We start from the raw sequence: 21544 nt of genomic DNA on the forward strand, positions 1-21544 counted from the left end.
AACGTAATAGTGTGAATAAATAAATTATTTTGTAGCTAATTTGTTGATTCTCTTTCTATCAGATGCGTTTCAATTACTACGGTTTTGTATATTTCTTCTTCCTCTTCTTCTAATTCATGTTCCTCTGATTCTAATCTATCAATGAGAATTTTTGCAGCAGTGTTTCCCATTTCTATTCCGTTTTGGGTTACCGTTGTAATAGTTGGAGTCGAATATTTAGAAATAATTCCATCGGTAAAAGCGATAACAGCCAAATCATCGGGAACTTTTATTCCCATTTTATGGGCAATTTTAATGATGGTTACGGCAAATAATTCATTCACTGCAAAAACAGCATCAAAAGCTTTGTCTTCGAGTAATTTAGCTATTGTGACTTCGCAATTATCAACATTTTCAATTTTAATAATCAGATTTTCATCAAAAGGCAAGCCATTGTCTCTTAATGCCTTGGTATAACCGTCAGTTCTGAATTTCCCTACACTAACATAATCGACTGTTGTTACGAGGGCAATTTTTTTCCTTCCTTTATCAATCAAACTTTGAACTGCTCCGTAAGCGGATAATTCATCGTTAATAATTACTTTGTCGCATAAGATATCATTGGTAACTCTATCAAACATAACTACAGGCATTCCTTGATTAATTACTTCTGTAATATGATGAAAATCTCCTTTTTGCTGAGTTTCTTTAGAGAGTGACATAATAAATCCATCAATACTGCCATTAGCAAGCATTTCCATATTTAGAACTTCTTTATCAAAGGAATCATCTGATAAGCAAATAATAACACTATACCCTTTTTCATTGGCTATTTGTTCAATTCCGTTGATAACAGTCGAAAAGAAATAATGCACAATTTCAGGAATAATAAGACCTATGGTTTTTGTTTTTCTGTTTTTTAGACTAAGCGCAATATTATTGGGTTTGTAGTGATAAAACTTGGCAAAAGCCTGCACTTTTAATCTAGTTTCTTCTCCAATTTCCAAGCTGTTTCTCAAAGATTTAGAAACGGTCGAAATAGAGACATCTAGCTCTCTGGCAATTTGTTTAAGTGTTATTTTCTTTTTCATATAGAAATTTCATAAAAATCATTTTCGTAATAAAGATAAGATATTATATAGATTATGGTAATTTTAATCCGCTTTTTTCATCAAAAAACAGAAAGTTTTCAACACTACCACGTTTTCGTAACCTATTTAATTTTTACATTTGTTATAAGCTAAAAAATTAATGTAATTTTAACATTCGAAGTAAAGGTAAATTAAACAAAAATCAAATTAATTTAAACAAAAAGTATGAAAACAATTTACAATAAGTTGTTATTTTTATTACTATTCTTACCATTTAGCGTTCTTGCACAAGGAACATTGGGCGGTACGGTTTTAGATTCAAAAACGAATCAGCCAATTCCTGGTGTAAATATAGTAATACAAGGTTCCACAAATGGAATGCAAACTGATTTTGACGGAAAATTCAAATTACCTAAAGTTAATATAGGCGATAAAATCGTTTTTTCTTTTATTGGTTATACAAGTCAAACGGTTGTTTTTAACAATCAACAAACATTGACTGTAAATCTTGCTGAAGAATCTAATGAATTAAAAGAAGTTGTAGTTCAGGTAGGTTATGGATCTGTAAAGAAGAAAGACGCTACGGGTGCAGTTGCTTTAATTACGGCTAAAGACTTTAATAAAGGAGCCATTGTAAGCGTTGACGGTTTGTTAAACGGTAGAGCCGCGGGTGTAGTAGTTACATCTTCTGGGACTCCGGGTAACGATCCTGTGATTAGAATTCGTGGCGGATCTTCGTTGCTTGCCAGTAATGATCCATTAATTGTTGTTGATGGATTGCCAATTGATGGAGGTTTATCAGCTATAAATCCGAATGATATTGAATCTTTTTCTATCTTGAAAGATGCTTCGGCAACTGCAATTTACGGAAATAGAGGATCTAATGGGGTTATCCTTATTACTACCAAAAAAGGTTCTAAAAAAGACTTGCAAGTTTCTTTCAACTCTTTTACTACCTTAAATACATTGGCCAAAAAAGTAGATGTTTATTCTGCGGATGAATATAGAGTACTGATTAATGAAAAAGCACCTTTAAAAGCAAACCTTTTAGGGAAATCAAATACAGATTGGCAGAATGAAATTTTCAGTAATTCTCTTACTTCTGATATTAATTTATCTGTAATGGGTAATCTTTTCAAAACGGTACCTTCCAGATTAACTATAGGAAATACTGATAATAGTGGGATATTAAAAACTTCTAATTTTAAAAGATCAACAGCGTCTATTGCATTGAATCCTAGTTTTTTTGATAACCATTTAAAATTTAATATCACTGGAAATTATTCTTATACTTTTAGACAAAATGCAGATGAAGGAGCTATAGGAAGTGCTATTTCTTATGACCCTACACAATCTGTTTATAATCCAAACTCAATTTTTGCAGGATATACGGAATGGGTGGTTGGTGGACTACCGAAAGGAACTGCAAACCCTGTAAGTTTATTGAATGAGAAAAGAAATGTAGGAAATCAGTTTAGATTTTTTGGGAATATTAATATTGATTATAAGTTTCATTTTTTGCCTGAATTAAGAGCGATTGTAAATGCAGGTATGGATAAACAAGATGGAGACGGAAGTGTAACCGTAAATCCGCTTTCAAGATCAGGGTTTAACAATAATGTGCCAAACAAACAAATTGGGTCTTACTCAGAAACTTGGTATCACAACAAAAATGAAAACCTAAATGCTCAATTGAATTATACCAAAGCATTTGGAAAATTAAATGTTGATTTATTGGCTGGTTACGAGTACCAACAATTTGATTGGCAAAATTATTATTCAGGAAACAAAAACTTGTTTGGTTTAGGTCAGAATGAAGAAGCCAATGAAGATGTTTATACGGATCCAGGAAATAATTTGCAAGCCTTTTTCGGTCGTTTAAACTTAGGATATAATGATAAATATTTATTGACAGTCAATTTTAGACGAGATGGTTCTACAAGGGTTTCTCCAGTTAATAAATGGGCTAATTTCCCGGGAGTTGCTTTTGCTTGGAAAATCAAAGAAGAAAGTTTCCTTAAGGATTCAAAAACATTTTCTGATTTAAAACTTAGATTAAGTTATGGTGAAACAGGACAACAAAATTTAGGAAGTTCATTGGCTTGGATTAAAAAATATAGTACTTCTAATAATAACTATTATCAATTTGGTAATGAATTTGTACTCATTTCTAAGCCTGACGGATACAACGAAAGTTTGAAATGGGAAAGAAGTGCTAAATATAATGCAGGATTGGATGTTGCATTTATTGACAATAGATTAAAAGCTTCTATAGATGCTTATTTTTCTCAAACGAATGATTTGTTTGCCAATACAAAACTGGGAGCACTTCAAAATTTAGGAGTTTACGGACCTACAAACATAGGGTCTCTTGAATCTAGAGGAATTGATTTTGGATTGAATTTTGATGCATTTCAAAAAGATAATTTCACTTTAGGAATAAATTATAATCTTACTTATAATAAAATTGAAATTACCGATTTAGCTACCGATAATGACCCTCAGGGGGGTGTAGGATTAGGCGCATTTATTCAAACGCATACAATAGGATTATCTCCTTTTTCATTTAGAGTTTACGAACAAGTTTATACTCCAGAAGGAAAACCAATTGAAGGTGTATTTGTAGATAGAAATGGAGACGGAAAAATAGACAGTAGCGACCAGTATAATTATCATAAACCACAGGCCGATGTAACCATGGGGCTGATGTTGAATGGAACTTTTTATAAAAATTGGGACTATTCTATGGCTTGGAGAGCAAGTTTTGGAAATTATGTTTATGATGATGTTAATGCAAGTAGAGCTTTCTTGGGAACTATTAATGATACTTTTAATCAGACTATCAACAACTCTCCTGTAGATTACAGCAATACAAGTTTTATAGCAGCTTCTAAACAATCTGATTATTACATTAAAGACGCAACTTTTTTGAAATTAGATAACATTACTTTAGGATATAATTTTAAATCTGTATTAAACACAGATAAATATTCATTAAGAATGTATACTGGTGTTCAGAATGTATTGACTATTACCGACTATAAAGGTATTGATCCTGAGGTTTTCAATAATGGAATTGATGGAACAATCTTCCCTAGAGCAAGAATGTATATGTTGGGTGTAAATGCTAATTTTTAATATTAAAAAATAAATTAAAATGAAAAAATTACTAATAATAAAGAATTTAAAATGGGTATTTATTTTATCTATCTTGTTTTCATTAAGTTCTTGCTTAGATGATTTAAATATAGCTCCTAAAGATGATGATCAGTCAATAAGTGAAGCATTTTTTGCAGGCAATCCAAACTCTTATAAACAGTTTTTGGCCAAAATTTATGCAGGTTTTGTAGTAACTGGACAAAAGGGACCTGCTGGAGATCCAAAAACGGATGCTGATTTAGGTTCGTCAGTAGATGAAGGATTTTCACAATACATGAGAGGATATTGGCAATGTCAGGAATTAACAACTGACGAAGCTATGATTGCTTGGGGTGAAAGTGATAACAAAACGATTAAAGATTTGAATTTTAATACATGGGATAAAGACAATGTTTTTACTGAAGCATTTTTTGCCAGAGTCTTTTTTCAGATAGGTTTGTGTAATGAATTTTTAAGAGAAACTACTCCGGAAAAACTAAGTAGCAGAGGAGTAAGTGATGATTTAAAAAATCAAATAATCAAATTTAGAGCTGAAGTTCGATTTTTGAGAGCACTTACTTATTATCATGGAATTGATATTTTTGGAAACTTGCCCTTTATGACAGATGCTGACGTTTTAGGAATTAAACCACCAATGCAAAGCCGTGAATATATATTTGATTTTGCATTAAAAGAATTAGATGCTATTGATGGGGATTTAGCAGCTCCTAAGTCTAATGAATATGGGAGAGCTGATAAAGCTGCTGCCTGGATGTTAAAAGCAAAATTATTGCTAAATTCAAAAGTATATACCAATAAAGATCGAAGCGCTGATGCACTCATAGCGGTTAATAAAGTAATTAGTTCAGGATATAGTATTATTGCTGATCGAACTAAATTATTTAAAGCTGACAACAATACCAACGGTGCACAAAATGAAATTATTTTCCCTTTATGTTCTGATGGTTTGAAATCCCAAACTTGGGGAGGAATGACTTATTTAGTTCATGCCTCTTGCGATAATGCAGTTGGATTATTGTTAGGAGTTGATTCCGGATGGAAAGGGTATAGAGTTCGTAAAGAATTTGCTCAAACTGTAGGGACTGATGATGCTAGAGTTACTTATGTTGCAGGAAACACTGATCCAGCTTCTATAACTAATCCAACGGTTGATACGAACCAAGATGCATTTTATCAAGGTAAAAAACTTACAAAATTTACTAATGTAAGATCAGATGGTGCCAAAGCTTCTTCGACAGCATTCCCTGATACTGATTTTCCATTATTTAGAATGGGAGATGCTTACTTAATGTATGCTGAATTAGCAGCTAACGGTGTTGGTGATAAAGCAATCGCAATGGGTTATATTAATGATTTAAGAAAAAGAGCTAATGTAAATGCTGCCACAATCACTGCTGGCGAAGTAACTCCTGACTTAGTTTTAAATGAAAGAGCTAAAGAATTATACTGGGAAGGTTGCAGACGTCAAGATTTGATTCGATTTGGCAAATATTTAAGCGGATACAATTGGGAATGGAAAGGTGGAGTTCAAGCTGGAACTACTTTGGCTGACTATAGACTCTTATTTGCTATTCCTGCAAATGAGTTAAGATCAAATTCTAATTTATCACAAAACCTAGGGTATTAATATTCCCAGGTATTGATATTAAATAAATATATAAAATGAAAAATATTTTAAAGATAACGGCTTTAGCATTTTTGCTTATTTCATTTGCTTCATGCACAGATACGATTGACCCAAAGGTCTCACCAAATGGGTTCAAACTAAATGCTCTGGATCCTACTGGTCCATTTGTATTGTCACCTTTAGACGGAGATAATTTATTAACGACAGTAACTTGGGGTCCTGCTGATAGCGGGGTCACTACAGTGTCAGCAAAATATACCGTTGAAATCGCCAAAGGAGGAACAAATTTTGCGAAACCTATTGTTGCTAGTACAACTTCAACTGCTTTGAAAGTAGTGTGGCAAGAAGGTTATATCAATGCATTGCTTTTAGATAATGGATTTGTTCCTGATGCTGCTGTTGATATAGACATTAGAGTAAAATCAGTGTTAGGTGAAAGTGCAAATCCTTTTGTACAATATTCTAATATAGTTAGCATGAAAGTTACACCTTTTGCACAATTATTATTGGCTTTTACAAAAGTAGGAGATAATCCCGCAACTGCACCAACAACAAAATCATCGAGTTTATACACTAGTGATACCGAAGGATATGCGTGGTTAGAAGTAGGAAGTTATAAATTTTACACTGCAACAGGAGGAGTATTTCAATCAACAAATCCGTTTTATGGTGATGATGGTAGCGGAGCTCTTGTTTTGAATGGTGCTGCTATTAATGTAACAACAGCAGGGTTTTATTTGATAAAAGCCGATATTAGCAAAAGTCCAAAAACATATTCATTGACCACAACTGAATGGGGAATTTTTGGTACTGCCAAGCCTTTTCCAACCGGAGTTAACAGGAAAATGATTTACAATAACGTGAGTAAAAAATGGGAACTTACCATTATTTTAAACGGAGGAAAAGGGTTTAAATTCAGAAATACCGCTACTACTTTAATTCTTGGAGCATTTAACTCTGCAAAAGTAGGGGTCGATTACGCCGGAACAAAAATGAGTTACAATGGTGGAGACATCAATTTACCAGGATTAACCCCTTCAACTTATACAGTCACTCTAGATTTAAATTCGCCAAGAGCTTATACCTATACGCTGGTTAAACAGTAATTAAAAATCTTTTAAAAAGGGCTGTTTTTACAGCCCTTTTTATCTTTAAATTTTATGATATGAAAAAAATTACTTTTCTATTTTTATTGATGACCTCTTTGGGTTATGCGCAACAAGTAACAATTTCGCCAGCAGCATTCAATGTTACGGATCAAATTACTATCACCGTCTCGTTTGTTAGTCCAACGTGCAATTCTATGGGGACGAATCCAGTAAAAGTATATTTGCATTCTGGAGTTGGTGCTGGTGCAACAGCAACTGATGCTTGGGGTATTAATACTGTTGGAAATTGGGGAATAGATGATGGTGTAGGTCTGATGACCAATAACGGCAACGGCACTTGGAGTAAAACCATAACTCCCAGCGTTTATTATAATTTAAATGCGGCGCAACAACTTAGTGCTACCAAAATGGGAATGGTTTTTAGAAATGCAACAGGTTCGCAAACCTTAAAACTGGCGCCAAGTTGTGGCGACTTCTTTTTCAATGTGGGTTATTTTCAAACTACATTGGTTACACCTGCAGTTAGCAGTTCATCTGTTATCGCTTCTGGAGGGAGCATAAGTATTTCAGCAAACAACACTAATGGCAATGCCGATTACAATTTATTGGCAAACGGAACAAGCATTAATACCTTTAATGGCATTTCTTATTCTTATACAGATTCTAATATAGTTACCAACAAAAGTTATGATTTGCAAATTACTCAATCAGGAACCACTTTTTCAAAAAAGTTTTCTGTAATTGTAAACCCTATAACAGTTTCAGAAGTAAAGCCTATAGGTTTAGTTGATGGGATAAATTATAATCCTGGTGATGCAACCAAAGCTATATTAGTAATAGATGCACCGGGAAAAGATTTTATTTATGCGGCAGGAAGTTTCAATAATTGGCAACCTGATGCGAATTATGCAATGAAAAAAGATGCTACAATTGGTTCTACTAAATTTTGGTTAGAACTCACAGGGTTAGTTTCTGGTACAAATTATACCTATCAATATTGGGTAGTAGATCAGACGCCTATAGTAGGTTCTCCAATTTTAGTTAAAACAGCAGATCCTTATTCTACCTTGGTTTTGAATAAAGACGAAGATCCTTGGATTCCTGCCGGGAACTACCCAAATCTTCCCGCTTATCCTGTAGGACAAGACAGAGAAGTTACCGTTTTACAAACAGGACAAACATCTTATGCTTGGAGCGCTGCAACAACTAATTTTGTAAAACCAGAAAAAGATAATTTGGTGGTTTATGAAGTCTTGGTTCGAGATTTTGATGCCAACCGAAGTTATCAAAATTTGATTGACAGAATTGACTATTTCAAAAACTTGAAAGTCAATGCCATCGAATTAATGCCGGTAATGGAATTTGACGGCAACGAAAGTTGGGGATATAATACCTCTTTTCACATGGCCTTAGACAAAGCGTATGGCCCTGCTGCTAAATTAAAACAGTTTATCGATTTATGCCATCAAAATGGAATTGCAGTAATTCTGGATGTGGCATTGAATCATGCTTTTGGAAGAAACCCGATGGATAGAATGTGGATGAACGATCCCGATGGAGACGGGTGGGGCGGCCCAGCTACTGACAATCCTTATTTCAATGTAACAGCAACCCATAGTTATAGTGTTGGAAATGATTTCAATCATCAGTCTACTTACACTAAAAATTACGTAAAAAGAGTGGTGAAACAATGGATTGAAGAATACAAAATTGATGGTTTTCGTTGGGATTTAACCAAAGGATTTACGCAAAATTGTGCTAGTGGCGATGCTTGTACAAACTCTTATCAACAAGATAGAGTGGATGTGCTGAGAGAATATGCAGATTATTCTTGGAGTTTAGACGATACGCATTATGTTATTTTTGAACATTTAGGAAATGATAATGAAGAGCAACAATGGGCAAATTATAGAATAGCCGAATCACCAAGCAAAGGAGTGATGATGTGGGGAAAAATGACCGAAGCCTACAACGAATTATCAATGGGGTATAATAATACAAAAAACAACTTCGAAAGAATGGGTTATGACAGTCATGGTTTTTCTGGAAAAAGAGTTATGGGGTATGCCGAAAGTCATGATGAGGAGCGATTAATGTATAAAAATGTAACCTACGGAAACTCTTCCAATCCTGCTCATAACGTAAAAAATTTAAACACCGCTTTGTCAAGAATGTCTGCCATTGGCGCAGTTTCCCTCCTAGTTCCTGGGCCAAAAATGATTTGGCATTTTGGAGCTTTAGGTTGGGAAAAATCGATTTGGACTTGTAATAATGGAAGCATAAATAGAGATGACAAAGATGATGGAGGAGTTCCTCCGGGGGATTGTAAATTAGATACAAAACCACAACCACAATGGGTAAGCAATTGGTTGGGAGATGTAAATAGAAATAAAATCTATTTTGATTGGGCAAAAATGATTACCCTGAAAACTACGGAGCCTATTTTTAATACTAACATTACAGCGAATAGCGGTTTTGATATTCAATCGGGAAGTACCTTTACACCAAGATTGTTCATTTGGGATAATACGATGCCATCTACCCAATTAAGAAATGTGGTGGTATTAACAAATTTTGATGTAAATACACAAAATGTAATTCCAGATTTTCCAAATACAGGAACTTGGTATAACTTGATGGATAATTCTACTATAGATGTGACAAGCCCAACTGCGACAATTGCCATTGAAGCAGGGGGATTTAGAATTTATGGCAATAAACCTTCTGCATTGGGAACGGATAAATTTGAAGTAGACGGTGAAATCTATTTATATCCAAATCCAGCTTCGAATTATTTTACGCTGAATACAATTACTTCAAAAGTGGAAATTTATTCTATTACTGGGCAATTAGTGAAAAGTTTCAATGCTAATCAATCTAAAGATTCTCAATTTAACATTGGTGATTTGAATAAAGGCATTTACTTCGTAAAAGCACTGAACGAAAACAACGAAGTTAAAGTGATGAAGTTATTGAAGCAATAAAAAAAATTTAATAAAATATTTGCAAAGGCTGTCTTTTTTGGACAGCCTTTTTTATTGTAATTATTTGTTTTTCAACTATTGCCATAAATTCTTAAGAAATCAGAGTTTTAATGAGTTAACAATATAATGTTATCAACACGAAAACGTGGTAGTTGGTTTTTTTTTGAAGCATTCTTTTTTTATGTGCTGTTTTTTTATAATTTTATGGTGTATTAATCTAAAAAAACTATTAATTATGAAAACAAAATTATTTTATTTATTTATTGCTGTGTTTTTATTTAGCTTCAGCGGTAAATCACAAACATGTACACCAGGGTCGCCTTATCCTCACTGTATTTCCTTGATTGGGCCCGGTGTTAGCGATTGGTCTACGGATGTTTATTTAACCACGGGAGATGGTGATGTTTTTACATTAGCGAATGTACTAATAAAGGAAACCGTACCAGGTTCTGGAATTGGAGCCGATATAAAATTTCGAAGAGACGGTTGTTGGGATACTTGCATCGGCAACCCAGCTGGGTATAGTTCAGCGACAGGAACAGGTTTTCCTACAGGATCAGGTGTTTCTGTTCCTTTTGGACCAAACATCCAACCTACTCCAGGAGTTTGGAATGTTACTTTTACTTTAAGTACTACTTCTTGGGTTTTTACTCCCGGAACTCCTAATCCAACTGTTAAGATTTTGGGAACAGCAACAACGCCTTCTACTGGTGTGTCGATGTTTGCAACTAGTGCGACTACTTTTGTGATAAAAAAACTTCCCTTACTAGCAGGGAATGCCCAGTTTGAAATAAACACTACACCTGGTGGTGCGCCAACCCTAGCACTACTTGGCGGAACTGCTTTTCCTGACGGAATAGCAGATGATCCAGCAAAATTTATCCCAGTATCTGCTGCACATGATTATGATGTTACTTTAGATATCGCAAGTGGAGCTTATACTTTCAAAATAGCTACTTTCCCTGGTATAGCACTTGTTGGAGCAGCTGTTGGAGGATGGCCTGGACAACCAGGAAACCCTGGGCCGATAGATGTTTGGCAAATGGCTACAACTGACGGTATTACTTACACTTTGAATAATGTTCCAATTGTTCCTGAAGATTGTGTATTCCGTGGCGGTAATGATTGGGCTATAAAATACGGCAGCCCTGCTTTTCCAACTGGAACAAATAGTGGCGGTCAGAACATTACTGTACCTCCAGGAAACGCAGGAACTTACAATGTTACTTTGAATGCAACAACAGGAGCATACAACTTTACTAAAATCACTTATGCTATTGTTGGTGAAGCAGTTGGAGGATGGCCTGGAGATCCTGGAAATCCAGGACCGCTAGATACGCATCAATTATCAACTGTTGATGGTGTAAATTATACAGTTAATAATCTTGTATGTACAAATTTTGCTGTAGGTGGTGGAGCAAAATTCCGTCTAAACAATGCTTGGGCTGGTGGTGACTGGGGAGGAGATTTATTCCCTGCAGGAACAAAAACGGGAAACAATATACCTACAGTTGCGGGAACTTATAATCTAACGGTTAATGTTTTAACAGGAGCTTATAATTTTGGAACTCCTTTAGCAGTTAAAAACTTTAACGCAGGAAGTTTCAAAGTGTATCCTAATCCAGCAAAAACTAGCTGGAACATCACTTCAAATGATGATATCACTTCAGTTCAAGTATATGATATGTTAGGAAAATCAGTTTATGCAAAAACTGCTTCATCAAAAGAAGTTACTGTTAATGGTACTGAACTTTCAAAAGGAGTTTATTTTGCAAAAGTTTCAACTGCAAATGGTTCTTCTACTGTTAAGTTAGTAAAAGAATAAACCAACTTTAAATTTACACTTAATCCCTTACTGCAATGCAGTAAGGGATTTTTTTTGTGCTAAAACGACTATTTTTAAAGCGCTCTTATTGCTGTCAAGTTGAACGCAATCCAAACTCAGGGATGGAGTTCGACAGCACAACCCTTTTAAAGAAAAGTGAACAGTCTTTACTGTTTAAATACCCCTTTTGCGGCCACGTCCGGTACATTTTGCCTTTCCGGTACAATTCTTGAAATCCGCAATCCAAGGCGGGTCATATTCCTATGTAAAGCATAGCTTGTGGCAGTCATAGTCCTGTCAACTTCGTATTGACTCTATACTGACTCTATACTAACTCTATACTGAGTCTATACTTATATAATTTTATATAGAGTCAGTATAGAAATAATTTAGTAGTATAATAGAAAAAATAGGAAGTTCAGTAGGAGTAAGCTGCTGTTATAGACGGCTAAAAGGGGGCTGATATTGCTTTAGAAAATCTTGAATGGGGTACAAAAAATAAAGGCTGTCTTATCGGACAGCCTTTACTATTTAAATTCAACTATTTTTACAACCTTCCTTCTTTAATTTCATCCACGATTTCCGGATTCAATAAGGTAGATGTATCTCCAAAATTAGAAAAATCACCTTCGGCTATTTTGCGAAGTATACGACGCATAATTTTACCCGAACGTGTTTTTGGCAAACCAGAAACAAACTGTATTTTATCTAATTTAGCAATTGGTCCAATGTGGTCAGAAACATGTTGATTGATCTCTTTAGTCAAGTTCTCTCTGTCACGATATTCTCCGGATTCTTTCAGGATTACAAAGCCATACAAAGCATTTCCTTTGACATCGTGAGGGAAACCTACAATAGCACTTTCTGCAACTGCCGGATGTTCGTTTATCGCATCTTCAATAGGTGCAGTTCCCAGATTATGACCGGAAACAATGATGACATCGTCAACACGACCCGTAATTCTATAATAACCAACTTCATCTCGCAAAGCTCCATCTCCGGTGAAATATTTTCCTGGAAAAGCACTGAAATAAGTTTCTTTATACCGTTGATGATCACCCCAGATGGTTCTTGCGATTCCCGGCCAAGGAAACTTAATGCACAAACTTCCGGTAACTTGATTGCCTTCAATTTCATTTCGTTTTTCATCCATCAGAACCGGTTGAATTCCTGGTAATGGCAAGGAAGCATAAGTTGGTTTTGTAGGTGTCACAAAGGCAAGTGCCGAAATCAAGATGCCTCCGGTTTCAGTTTGCCACCAAGTGTCAACTAATGGACAGCGTTTTCCGCCAACGTGGTCATTATACCAGTGCCAAGCTTCCTCGTTGATAGGTTCACCAACGGAACCAATAACTTTCAAAGAGGATAACGGATATTTTTGTACATATTCCAAGTTTTCCTTTGCCAAGGCACGAATGGCTGTTGGTGCAGTATAAAATTGAGTTACTTTATGTTTTTCGATGATTTCCCAAAAACGGCTAAAATCAGGATAGGAAGGAACACCTTCAAACATTACTGTCGTAGCACCGTTCAATAACGGGCCGTATAAAATATAGGAATGTCCAGTAATCCAGCCAATATCAGCAGTACACCAGAAAATATCATTTTCTTCATAATTAAAAACATTCTTAAAAGTATAAGCGGTGTAAACCATATATCCGGCGGTTGTATGCACCATACCTTTTGGTTTTCCGGTTGATCCAGAAGTGTAAAGTATGAACAAAGGATCTTCGGCATCCATTATTTCGGCAACACTATTGTCTGATGCTTCATCAATTAGCGGTTGTAACCATTGGTCACGACCTTCTTTCATAGCAATGGAAGTATTGGTTCTTTTAGCAACCAAAACGGTTTTTACGCCAGGACAACTCTTTAAAGCTTCATCAATAATTCCTTTTAAATCTATAGTTTTTTCGCCTCTGAATCCACCATCTGAAGTGATGACCATTTTACAATCGCTGTCATTGATTCTAGTAGCTACTGCCGAAGCTGAAAATCCCGCAAAAACAACGGAGTGAATGGCACCAATTCGGGCACAAGCCAAAACAGCAACTGACAATTCCGGAATCATTGGTAAATAAATACAAACACGATCTCCTTTCTTAATGCCTTGTTCACGCAGTACATTTGCCATTTTAGAAACTCTCGTATATAAATCATTATACGTTATGTTTTGTGCTTCTTCATTAGGATTATTGGGTTCAAAAATGATCGCAGTTTTCTCACCTCTTTTGGCAAGATGCCTGTCAAGACAATTTTTTACGATGTTTACTTTGGCGCCTTTGAACCATTCAATCTTTGCCTCAGCCATATCAAACTCCATCACTTTTTCGCATTCTTGGTACCAAGTGAAGTTTTCGGAAGCTATTTTATTCCAAAATTTTCTGGGTTCACGAACAGATTTATTATAATGCTTGAAGTATTGTTCTAAATTTTCGATTTTGTAGTAACTCATAACTATTCTAATTTATTTTTGATTCCTATTTTTTATTATATACACCTATTCCATATTTTTTTAAAACTTCAATAATTTCATCAACAATAGTTTCATCATCAATTGTGGAAGGAATTTGAAAGTTTTCGCCGTCAGCTATACTTCGCATTAGTTTTCGGAGTGTTTTTCCCGAACGTGTTTTTGGCAAACGTTCCACAATTACTACGTTCCGTAAGGAAGCTACTGCACCAATTTGCTGACGTACTAATTTTACAATTTCCTGTTCTAATTGGAAATGTTCGATATCTTCTCCAAGCTTAGTTACAACCAAAGCCAGCGGAATCTGACCTCTTAAATCGTCATTAATCCCAATTACAGCACATTCCGCAACTGAATGATGCGAAGCAACAATTTCTTCCATTTCAGCAGTAGAAAGGCGATGTCCTGCAACATTTATCACATCATCAACCCTTCCAGTGATGTAAATGTAGTCATCTTCATCTTTAAATCCTCCATCGCCAGAAAAATAATATCCCGGGAATTTGTTCAAATAACCGGCTTGAAACCTTGGATTATCATTCCATAAATTGAGTAAAGTTCCCGGTGGCAAAGGTAATTTGATAACTACATAGCCTTCTTCATTTGGACCTAACTCTGTTCCGTTTTCACCAAATATTTTGATATCATATCCGCAAACTGCCTTCCCCACAGAACCTGGTTTTATAACAGCATTTTCAACGCCAATCATATTAGCAACCATTGGCCAGCCTGATTCGGTCTGCCACCAGTGGTCAATTGCCGGCACGGGAATATTTTCTAAATACCATTCTAGAGTGGCTACATCGCAACGTTCTCCAGCTAAAAATTGAGTTTTTAACGAACTTAAATCATATTGTTTTATAAATTCGCCATCAGGGTCTTCTTTTTTTATGGCTCGAATTGCCGTTGGTGCAGTAAACATTATATTTACTTTATGATCGTCAATTATTCTCCAAAAGGTACTTGCATCAGGTGTTTTAATTGGTTTTCCTTCGAAAATAATTGTGGCGTTTCGGTTGATTAATGGTCCGTAAACGATATAACTATGACCAACGACCCAACCCACATCAGAGGCGGCCCAAAAAACTTCATCTTCTTTTGCACCATAAATATATTGCATCGAAAATTTTAATGCTGCAGCATAACCCCCGGTATCTCGAACAATTCCTTTTGGTTTTCCTGTAGTTCCCGAGGTATATAAAACGTATAATGGATGTGTTGAGTTTACAGGTACACAAGCAGTTTCTTCGGAACCATAAATTAACGCATCATAGTCAACATCATATTTTTTAAATGGAACTCTGGCTCCAAGTTTTCTATTGAAAACGACTACTCTTTTAGGTTTATGTAAAGCTAATTCAATAGCCTCATCTACTAATGGTTTGTAAGCAATTAATCGGTCTATTTCTATTCCGGAAGAGGCGGTAATTATTACTCTGGGTTTGCAATCGTCTATTCTTATGGCTAATTCATGCGGTGCAAAACCACCAAAAACTACAGAATGTGTAACTCCAATTCTGGCACAAGCGAGCATGGCAAAAGCCGCTTGCGGAATCATTGGCATATAAATAATGGCTCGGTCTCCTTTTTTTAAACCTAGAGATTGCAGTCCGCCGGCAAGTTTTGCCACTTCGGTTTTTACTTCTATGAAGGTGTATTTTTTGACAGTTTGAGTAACTGGGGAATCATAAATAAGGGCAGTTTCTTCCCCATATCCATCTTGAATATGTTTGTCTAATGCCAGATAACAAATGTTTAATTCACCATCTTTATACCATAGTGGATACCCATTTTCATCTTCCGATAAAATGATTTCGGGTTTGTTGTACCATTCGATTGCTTCGGCCTGTTGAGCCCAGAATTCTATGGGTTGATTAATGCTTTTTGTATATATATCTTTATAGTTCATTTTTTGTTGCTTAAAATTATTGTATTAATTCATTTACTTGGTCGACTAATTTTTTAATAGAAAATGGCTTGACCACATACAAATCGGCACCAAGCGAAAGCCCTTTTTCGATGTCTTTTTCTTTGTTTTTTGCCGAGAGAAAAATGACTTTGCAATGCCTTAGTCGTTCCTCTTTTTTTATTTGTTCCAATGTTGCAAAACCATCAACCATAGGCATCATGACATCAAGAATGATGATATCAGGAAGCTGATCTTTTAGAATGTCCAAAGCTTCCTGACCGTCGCGAGCAATAAATACTTCAAAATTGTTTTTTTTGAAAGTATATTCAAGAGACATTACAATGTTTGGCTCGTCATCTACAATTAAAATCTTTTTCATTTTTGGATGTTTTCAGTTGTATTGTAATTGGGTAATGTGAATATAAATGTGACTCCTTTTCCATCAGTATTTTCAGCCCAAATTCTTCCTTTGTGGTGTTCGATTATTTGCTTGCAAATGGCTAATCCCAATCCGCTACCAATCGGTTTTTTTACATTCTGATTCCGGGATTGATAAAATTTATCAAAAATGGCTTCAAAATCTTCTTCCTTGATTACTCTCCCATTGTTATGAATTTGGACTTCAATATCTTCCTTGTTCTCCTTGATTTTAATCGAGATTTTTCCATCAGTTTGCGAACAAAATTTTATGGCATTGGATAACAAATTATGAACTACCTGAACAATCCGTTCTTCGTCATAAAAAGCTTTTATTTCTTTGTTTGCTTCTTGAAAATCAATAGTAATAGTTCTGTTTTTGATTAATTGTGACAATGATTCTAATGTCTTTCTAATAGTTCTGGAAATGTTATTTTTAGAAAGATAAATTTTTTGTTTCCCGGTTTCAAATTTTTCTAAATCCAGGATTTTGTCAATCAATCGATTCAGTCTGTCGGATTCAGAAATAATGTTTTGTAAAAATTGTTTTCTCAATTCATCAGGAATATCATCATCTTCATAAAGGATTTCGCTCGCCGCTCTAATAGCTGTAATTGGGGTTCTTAATTCGTGTGTTACGGTATCGAGAAAGTCATCTTTTTGAATGTCTTTATTAACTAGTTCCTGATTAGCGTTTTTTAGTTGTTCAGATATTTTTTTTAATTCATTTGATGTTTCGGTTAGTTTTTTGTTTACTATAATGTTTTCTTTAGATTCTTCTAGAATTCTTAATACTTCGGGCAGCGAAACTTTATCTTCTTTGATTACACTGGAAATTAATATTTTGGCGGAAGCCGTACCAATATGTCCGGTTAGTAAATTCTCTGCAAACTTGATAAATCGAGAATCGGCCATAGTGGCATTTTTGTCAACGTTATATTTTAGATTAAAGATTGATAACGCTCGTTTTGTTCTTTCTTCGCCAAGAAAACGCTGTAAAACTTTTTGAATGTCAGATATGTAAGCAGTTCCTTTCCATACAAAAGCATCTTCGTGATTTGAGATGTATTTGTTGATATCAACAAACATTTCGGCATAATTGCGTTCTCTATAATTTCCTTTAAAACTTACTGAAACTGCCAAATAACTCATTGTATTGAAAAACATACTCCAGAAAAAAGCATGTGGAATGGGTTGTAAATAATCTAATCCAAAAAGTTGAAATGGTTTTAGTAATTCAATTCCCCAAGGACCTTCTTGTATAAATAGACTCGACGATTTTGTAATTCCTATGGCATAAGGAATTAAAAGCGTGTAGATTGAAATTAAAAAACCAAGTATTATTCCAACTACTGCACCTATATTTGAGCCTCTTCTCCAAAATAGTGCGCCAAAAAAAGAGGGTGCTAATTGAGCAATAACCACAAAAGAAACCAACCCAATGGAAACTAGGGAATAGTCTAAAATAAAAATTCTGTAAATGGCATAGGCTATTATAATGAGTGAAAATATACCTATTTTTCTGCTGTTTAAAATTCGTTTGCTATTTTTTTCAGGTGAAATATTTTTGAGCGAACCTATAAAACCATAAGGGATCAGCAGGTTATTACTCAACATAATTGACAATGCTATAGAGGAAACTACAATCATTGATATTGCTGCTGAAAATCCGCCAAGAAAGACTAAAACAGTCAGGAAATTGTTATTGAAAAATTGAGGAATTAATAACGAATAGGTGTCTGAATTGAGGCCTTTTCCTTGAAAAAGTATGTTTCCGCCCCAAGCGATTGGAAATACAAAAATATTGAACAATAAGAGATATAATGGAAAAAGCCACATAGCCGTTTTGATATGTGATTCTTTATTGTTTTCTACGATTGATGTGTGAAATTGTCTTGGCAGCAGGAAAATGGCAAACAAGGATAAAACACAAAGAAAAAGCCAATTTATTCCATTGGTAAGACCGCCAACAGAATTTTTCTTGGCAAAACCCTCAAGAACTGAAGCCTTATCGTAAATATCGCCAAAACCATTATAAACAAAGTAGGTTACATAAACGCCAACAATTAAAAAGAAGACTAATTTTAGTATTGACTCAATTGCAACTGCTGTAACAATTCCTCGTCTTTTTTCGGAAGCATCCACATAGCGCGTTCCGTAGTAAGAAGCAAATAATGCCAGGGCAATACAAACATAAGTGGTGGTATCAGTGAATATATCAGAACTTGATTGTGTTTTTGTTACAATATGAAATGTATCGGAAATAGATTTTAATTGCAAAGAAATATAAGGAACAATTCCAAAAATGCATACCATCGTAACTAAAGCACCCAGAAATCTGCTGTTTCCATAACGCAAAGAGATAAAATCTGCAATACTGGAGATTTTATTCACTCTTGAAATTCGGATAATTTTTTTGAGAATAATCATCCAAACCGGAATAATTAGTACAGGTCCCAAATAGATGGGCAAGTAGCTTAACCCTGAATCTGCTGCAACTCCGATGCTTCCATAATAAGTCCAAGCGGTACAATAAACAGCTAGGGAAAGCGAATAGATATAGGGATTATTTGTCCATTTTGAATGGCTTCTTTTTTCTGCCCAATGAGCAATATAAAAAAGAATAAATAGGTACACTGCCAAAATCACTAAAAGTCCAACGCTACTCATAATATCTTTTTATGATTAAGAAGGTAGTGGCAATGGAGAACAACCAAGCCGAAAAGATGTAGATATAGATAATTGGCAACCCAAAAAGGGGCTTTGAACTATCAAACAATAGTAAAAGCGGAAGATTCAACGCTAATAGCATTAGCATTGAAAGTATTATCAACTTTTGTTCGTGTCTCTTTTTCATTTGGTAATAAAAATACACAATCTCTACTGAAAAAAATGTAGAGATTGCCTATTTTTCTAATTAATTTAACTTTTAATGTTTGGAGTCATCGTATTCTCCCATAAGGGCATAGTAACCAAAAGTTCCTAATCCTATTACGATTAATGGTGTAAGTATGAATAAGATTATTATTCCAAATACTAAATCATCTTGTTTGCCGGATATGAATTTTGGTATTCCAAATTGAAATATGCAAAAATAGGCTGCGGCAATTGCCAATGCAATCCAAATCATTCCTAAAGCTCTTTTTAACTGATCCATGTGATATATTTTAGATGTGAATTTTTATATTTTTATTTTTGATGTAAACCATTCCGACTACAAGACAGACCGAAGTAATGATTATTGGATACCAAAGCCCTTCTAAGTAAAACTCTGCATCTCCGGCATTTTTGCCATTCATTACCAGATAAGTTGAGATAGCAGGAAGTAAGCCTCCAAAGATTCCGTTTCCAATGTGATAAGGAAGCGACATAGAGGTATATCTGATTCTTACCGGGAACATTTCTACTAAGAAAGCAGCGATAGGTCCGTAAACCATGGTTACAAATATAACCTGAATAAAGATTAAAAATATCAATGACCATCTTGTTTCACTTGTAATATTTTTTATTACAGCTACATTTGGTTTTTCACTGATGCCATCAATATGCGATTTGTTTTTTAATTCACCACCAGTAAATTGATTCAGTGCTAATGTTTGTAAAGTGTCAACTTTTGCAGGAGCTTCGTCTTTCTTAAGATCATTTTTGACTTTGACTACGTTATGCACTATTATGCCATCTTTGTCTTTTGAATCATATTTTATCCAAGTTTCATTTTTACTATTTAATTTTGCATCAAATGCTAATTCTTTGGCTAAATACAAAGTATCTGTTTTAGTAAAATGATATTTTGCACCACTTTTAAATAAGGAATCCGATTTCAGATCAATAAAAACTCTTGTTTTCATGATAGTTGGATCTTTTTTGTCCGCTTCCGTTTTTATAGTGGCTACTTTTGCACCAATAACTTTACAACTATCTAAAACTATATTATTTCCACCTGCTTTCATAGTCTTAACATCCGTAAGTTGATACATGCTTCTGTAAATAGGTCTGTAACTAAGAACGGCAATAAGCATACCCGCCATCATGATATATTTTCTGCCCACTTTATCGCTCAACCATCCGAAGAAAATGAAAAACGGAGTTCCCATAATCAATGCAATTCCGAGTAAAGTATCCACTTGTGAAGTATCCACAGACATTACGGTTTTCATAAAACTCATCGCATAGAATTGTCCTGTGTACCAAACCACACCTTGTCCCATCGTAGCGCCGAATAAAGCTAACAATACAAATTTGTAGTTGTAACGATTTCCAAAACTTTCTTTCAAAGGGTTTTTACTAGTGGTACCTTCACTTTTAGCTTTGGCAAAAACAGGAGATTCTTCCATGTTTTTTCTAATCATATATGAAATAGCAACCATGATAATCGAAACCCAAAATGGAACTCTCCATCCCCAAGTGTCAAATTGTTCAGGAGTTAATAAATTTCTGGTGGCTAAAATTACCATCAATGAAATAAATAAACCTACTGTTGCGGTAGTTTGAATCCATGAAGTCCAATAGCCTCTTTCGCCAACCGGAGCATGTTCAGCCACATAAGTTGCGGCTCCGCCATATTCACCGCCAAGTGCAAGACCTTGAAGCATTCTTAATATCAATACTAAAACAGGCGCCATAAATCCAATGGTTTCATAGCTAGGAATACAGCCTATCAAAAACGTGGCACCACCCATCAAGAGTAAGGTGACCATAAAAGTGTATTTTCTTCCAATTAAATCTCCTAATCTACCGAAGAAAAGTGCGCCAAACGGACGAACTACGAATCCTACTGCAAAAGTTGCTAATGTTGCCAAAAATGCGGCAGTGGGATTATCGGCAGGGAAAAATTTTGTTGAAATTACAACGGCTAAACTCCCGAAGATGTAGAAGTCATACCATTCAATCATTGTGCCCATTGAGGATGCGGAAATCACTTTCCAAATTCCTTTTGTTGATTTTTTAGTCATAGATTATTGGTTTTAATAG

General features: G+C 35.0%; 13 protein-coding genes. 5 read left to right on the forward strand and 8 right to left on the reverse strand.

Features of this window, described 5'->3' with window-relative positions:
• Window positions 1-35: 35 nt before the first annotated feature.
• Window positions 36-1070: a LacI family DNA-binding transcriptional regulator gene (locus ACH2BV_RS02220; RefSeq protein ID WP_395048980.1), complete on the reverse strand. Its 1035-nt coding sequence runs from the start codon at window positions 1068-1070 to the stop codon at window positions 36-38.
• Window positions 1071-1295: 225 nt separating this feature from the next.
• Here ACH2BV_RS02220 and ACH2BV_RS02225 point away from each other — a divergent pair, with 225 nt between their 5' ends.
• The 5 genes from ACH2BV_RS02225 to ACH2BV_RS02245 all read left to right on the forward strand — a co-directional run bounded on the left by ACH2BV_RS02225 (window position 1296) and on the right by ACH2BV_RS02245 (window position 11774).
• Complete coding sequence (locus ACH2BV_RS02225) at window positions 1296-4208, forward strand: SusC/RagA family TonB-linked outer membrane protein (RefSeq protein WP_395048982.1); 2913 nt, start codon at window positions 1296-1298, stop codon at window positions 4206-4208.
• 19 nt (window positions 4209-4227) lie between these two features.
• On the forward strand, window positions 4228-5856 hold the full coding sequence (locus ACH2BV_RS02230; RefSeq protein ID WP_395048984.1) for a RagB/SusD family nutrient uptake outer membrane protein: 1629 nt from the start codon (window positions 4228-4230) through the stop codon (window positions 5854-5856).
• A gap of 35 nt (window positions 5857-5891) precedes the next feature.
• Window positions 5892-6962 carry a SusE domain-containing protein gene (locus tag ACH2BV_RS02235; RefSeq protein ID WP_395048985.1) on the forward strand — a complete coding sequence of 357 codons (1071 nt, stop codon included), beginning with the start codon at window positions 5892-5894 and terminating at the stop codon, window positions 6960-6962.
• A 59-nt stretch (window positions 6963-7021) separates the two neighbouring features.
• On the forward strand, window positions 7022-9949 hold the full coding sequence (locus tag ACH2BV_RS02240; RefSeq protein ID WP_395048987.1) for an alpha-amylase family glycosyl hydrolase: 2928 nt from the start codon (window positions 7022-7024) through the stop codon (window positions 9947-9949).
• A 235-nt stretch (window positions 9950-10184) separates the two neighbouring features.
• Entirely contained in the window at window positions 10185-11774 is a 1590-nt protein-coding gene (locus ACH2BV_RS02245; RefSeq protein ID WP_395048988.1) for a T9SS type A sorting domain-containing protein, read from the forward strand.
• Between the two features lie 547 nt (window positions 11775-12321).
• Here the strand turns inward: ACH2BV_RS02245 and acs are convergent.
• The 7 genes from acs to ACH2BV_RS02280 form a co-directional block, all read right to left on the reverse strand.
• Window positions 12322-14229: an acetate--CoA ligase gene (acs, locus tag ACH2BV_RS02250; protein WP_395048990.1), complete on the reverse strand. Its 1908-nt coding sequence runs from the start codon at window positions 14227-14229 to the stop codon at window positions 12322-12324.
• A 25-nt stretch (window positions 14230-14254) separates the two neighbouring features.
• Window positions 14255-16156: an AMP-binding protein gene (locus ACH2BV_RS02255; protein ID WP_395048991.1), complete on the reverse strand. Its 1902-nt coding sequence runs from the start codon at window positions 16154-16156 to the stop codon at window positions 14255-14257.
• Window positions 16157-16172: 16 nt separating this feature from the next.
• Window positions 16173-16535 (reverse strand): response regulator transcription factor, encoded by a 363-nt coding sequence (locus ACH2BV_RS02260; RefSeq protein WP_395048993.1) that lies wholly within the window; start codon window positions 16533-16535, stop codon window positions 16173-16175.
• The gene (locus tag ACH2BV_RS02265; RefSeq protein WP_395048994.1) at window positions 16532-19243 is read right to left on the reverse strand and encodes an ATP-binding protein; all 2712 of its coding nucleotides are present in this window, start codon (window positions 19241-19243) and stop codon (window positions 16532-16534) included. Before ACH2BV_RS02265 ends, ACH2BV_RS02260 begins: the two co-directional genes overlap by 4 nt.
• A complete protein-coding gene (locus ACH2BV_RS02270; protein ID WP_395048995.1) occupies window positions 19236-19430 on the reverse strand; it encodes a hypothetical protein in 195 nt (64 codons plus the stop codon). Before ACH2BV_RS02270 ends, ACH2BV_RS02265 begins: the two co-directional genes overlap by 8 nt.
• Window positions 19431-19502: 72 nt before the next feature.
• Window positions 19503-19730: a DUF6814 family protein gene (locus ACH2BV_RS02275; protein WP_395048996.1), complete on the reverse strand. Its 228-nt coding sequence runs from the start codon at window positions 19728-19730 to the stop codon at window positions 19503-19505.
• Window positions 19731-19740: 10 nt separating this feature from the next.
• Window positions 19741-21525 carry an MFS transporter gene (locus tag ACH2BV_RS02280; protein ID WP_395048998.1) on the reverse strand — a complete coding sequence of 595 codons (1785 nt, stop codon included), beginning with the start codon at window positions 21523-21525 and terminating at the stop codon, window positions 19741-19743.
• Window positions 21526-21544: the final 19 nt, after the last annotated feature.

The sequence above is a fragment of the Flavobacterium sp. genome (assembly GCF_043780635.1).
In the GTDB taxonomy this organism is placed as follows: Bacteria; Bacteroidota; Bacteroidia; order Flavobacteriales; family Flavobacteriaceae; genus Flavobacterium.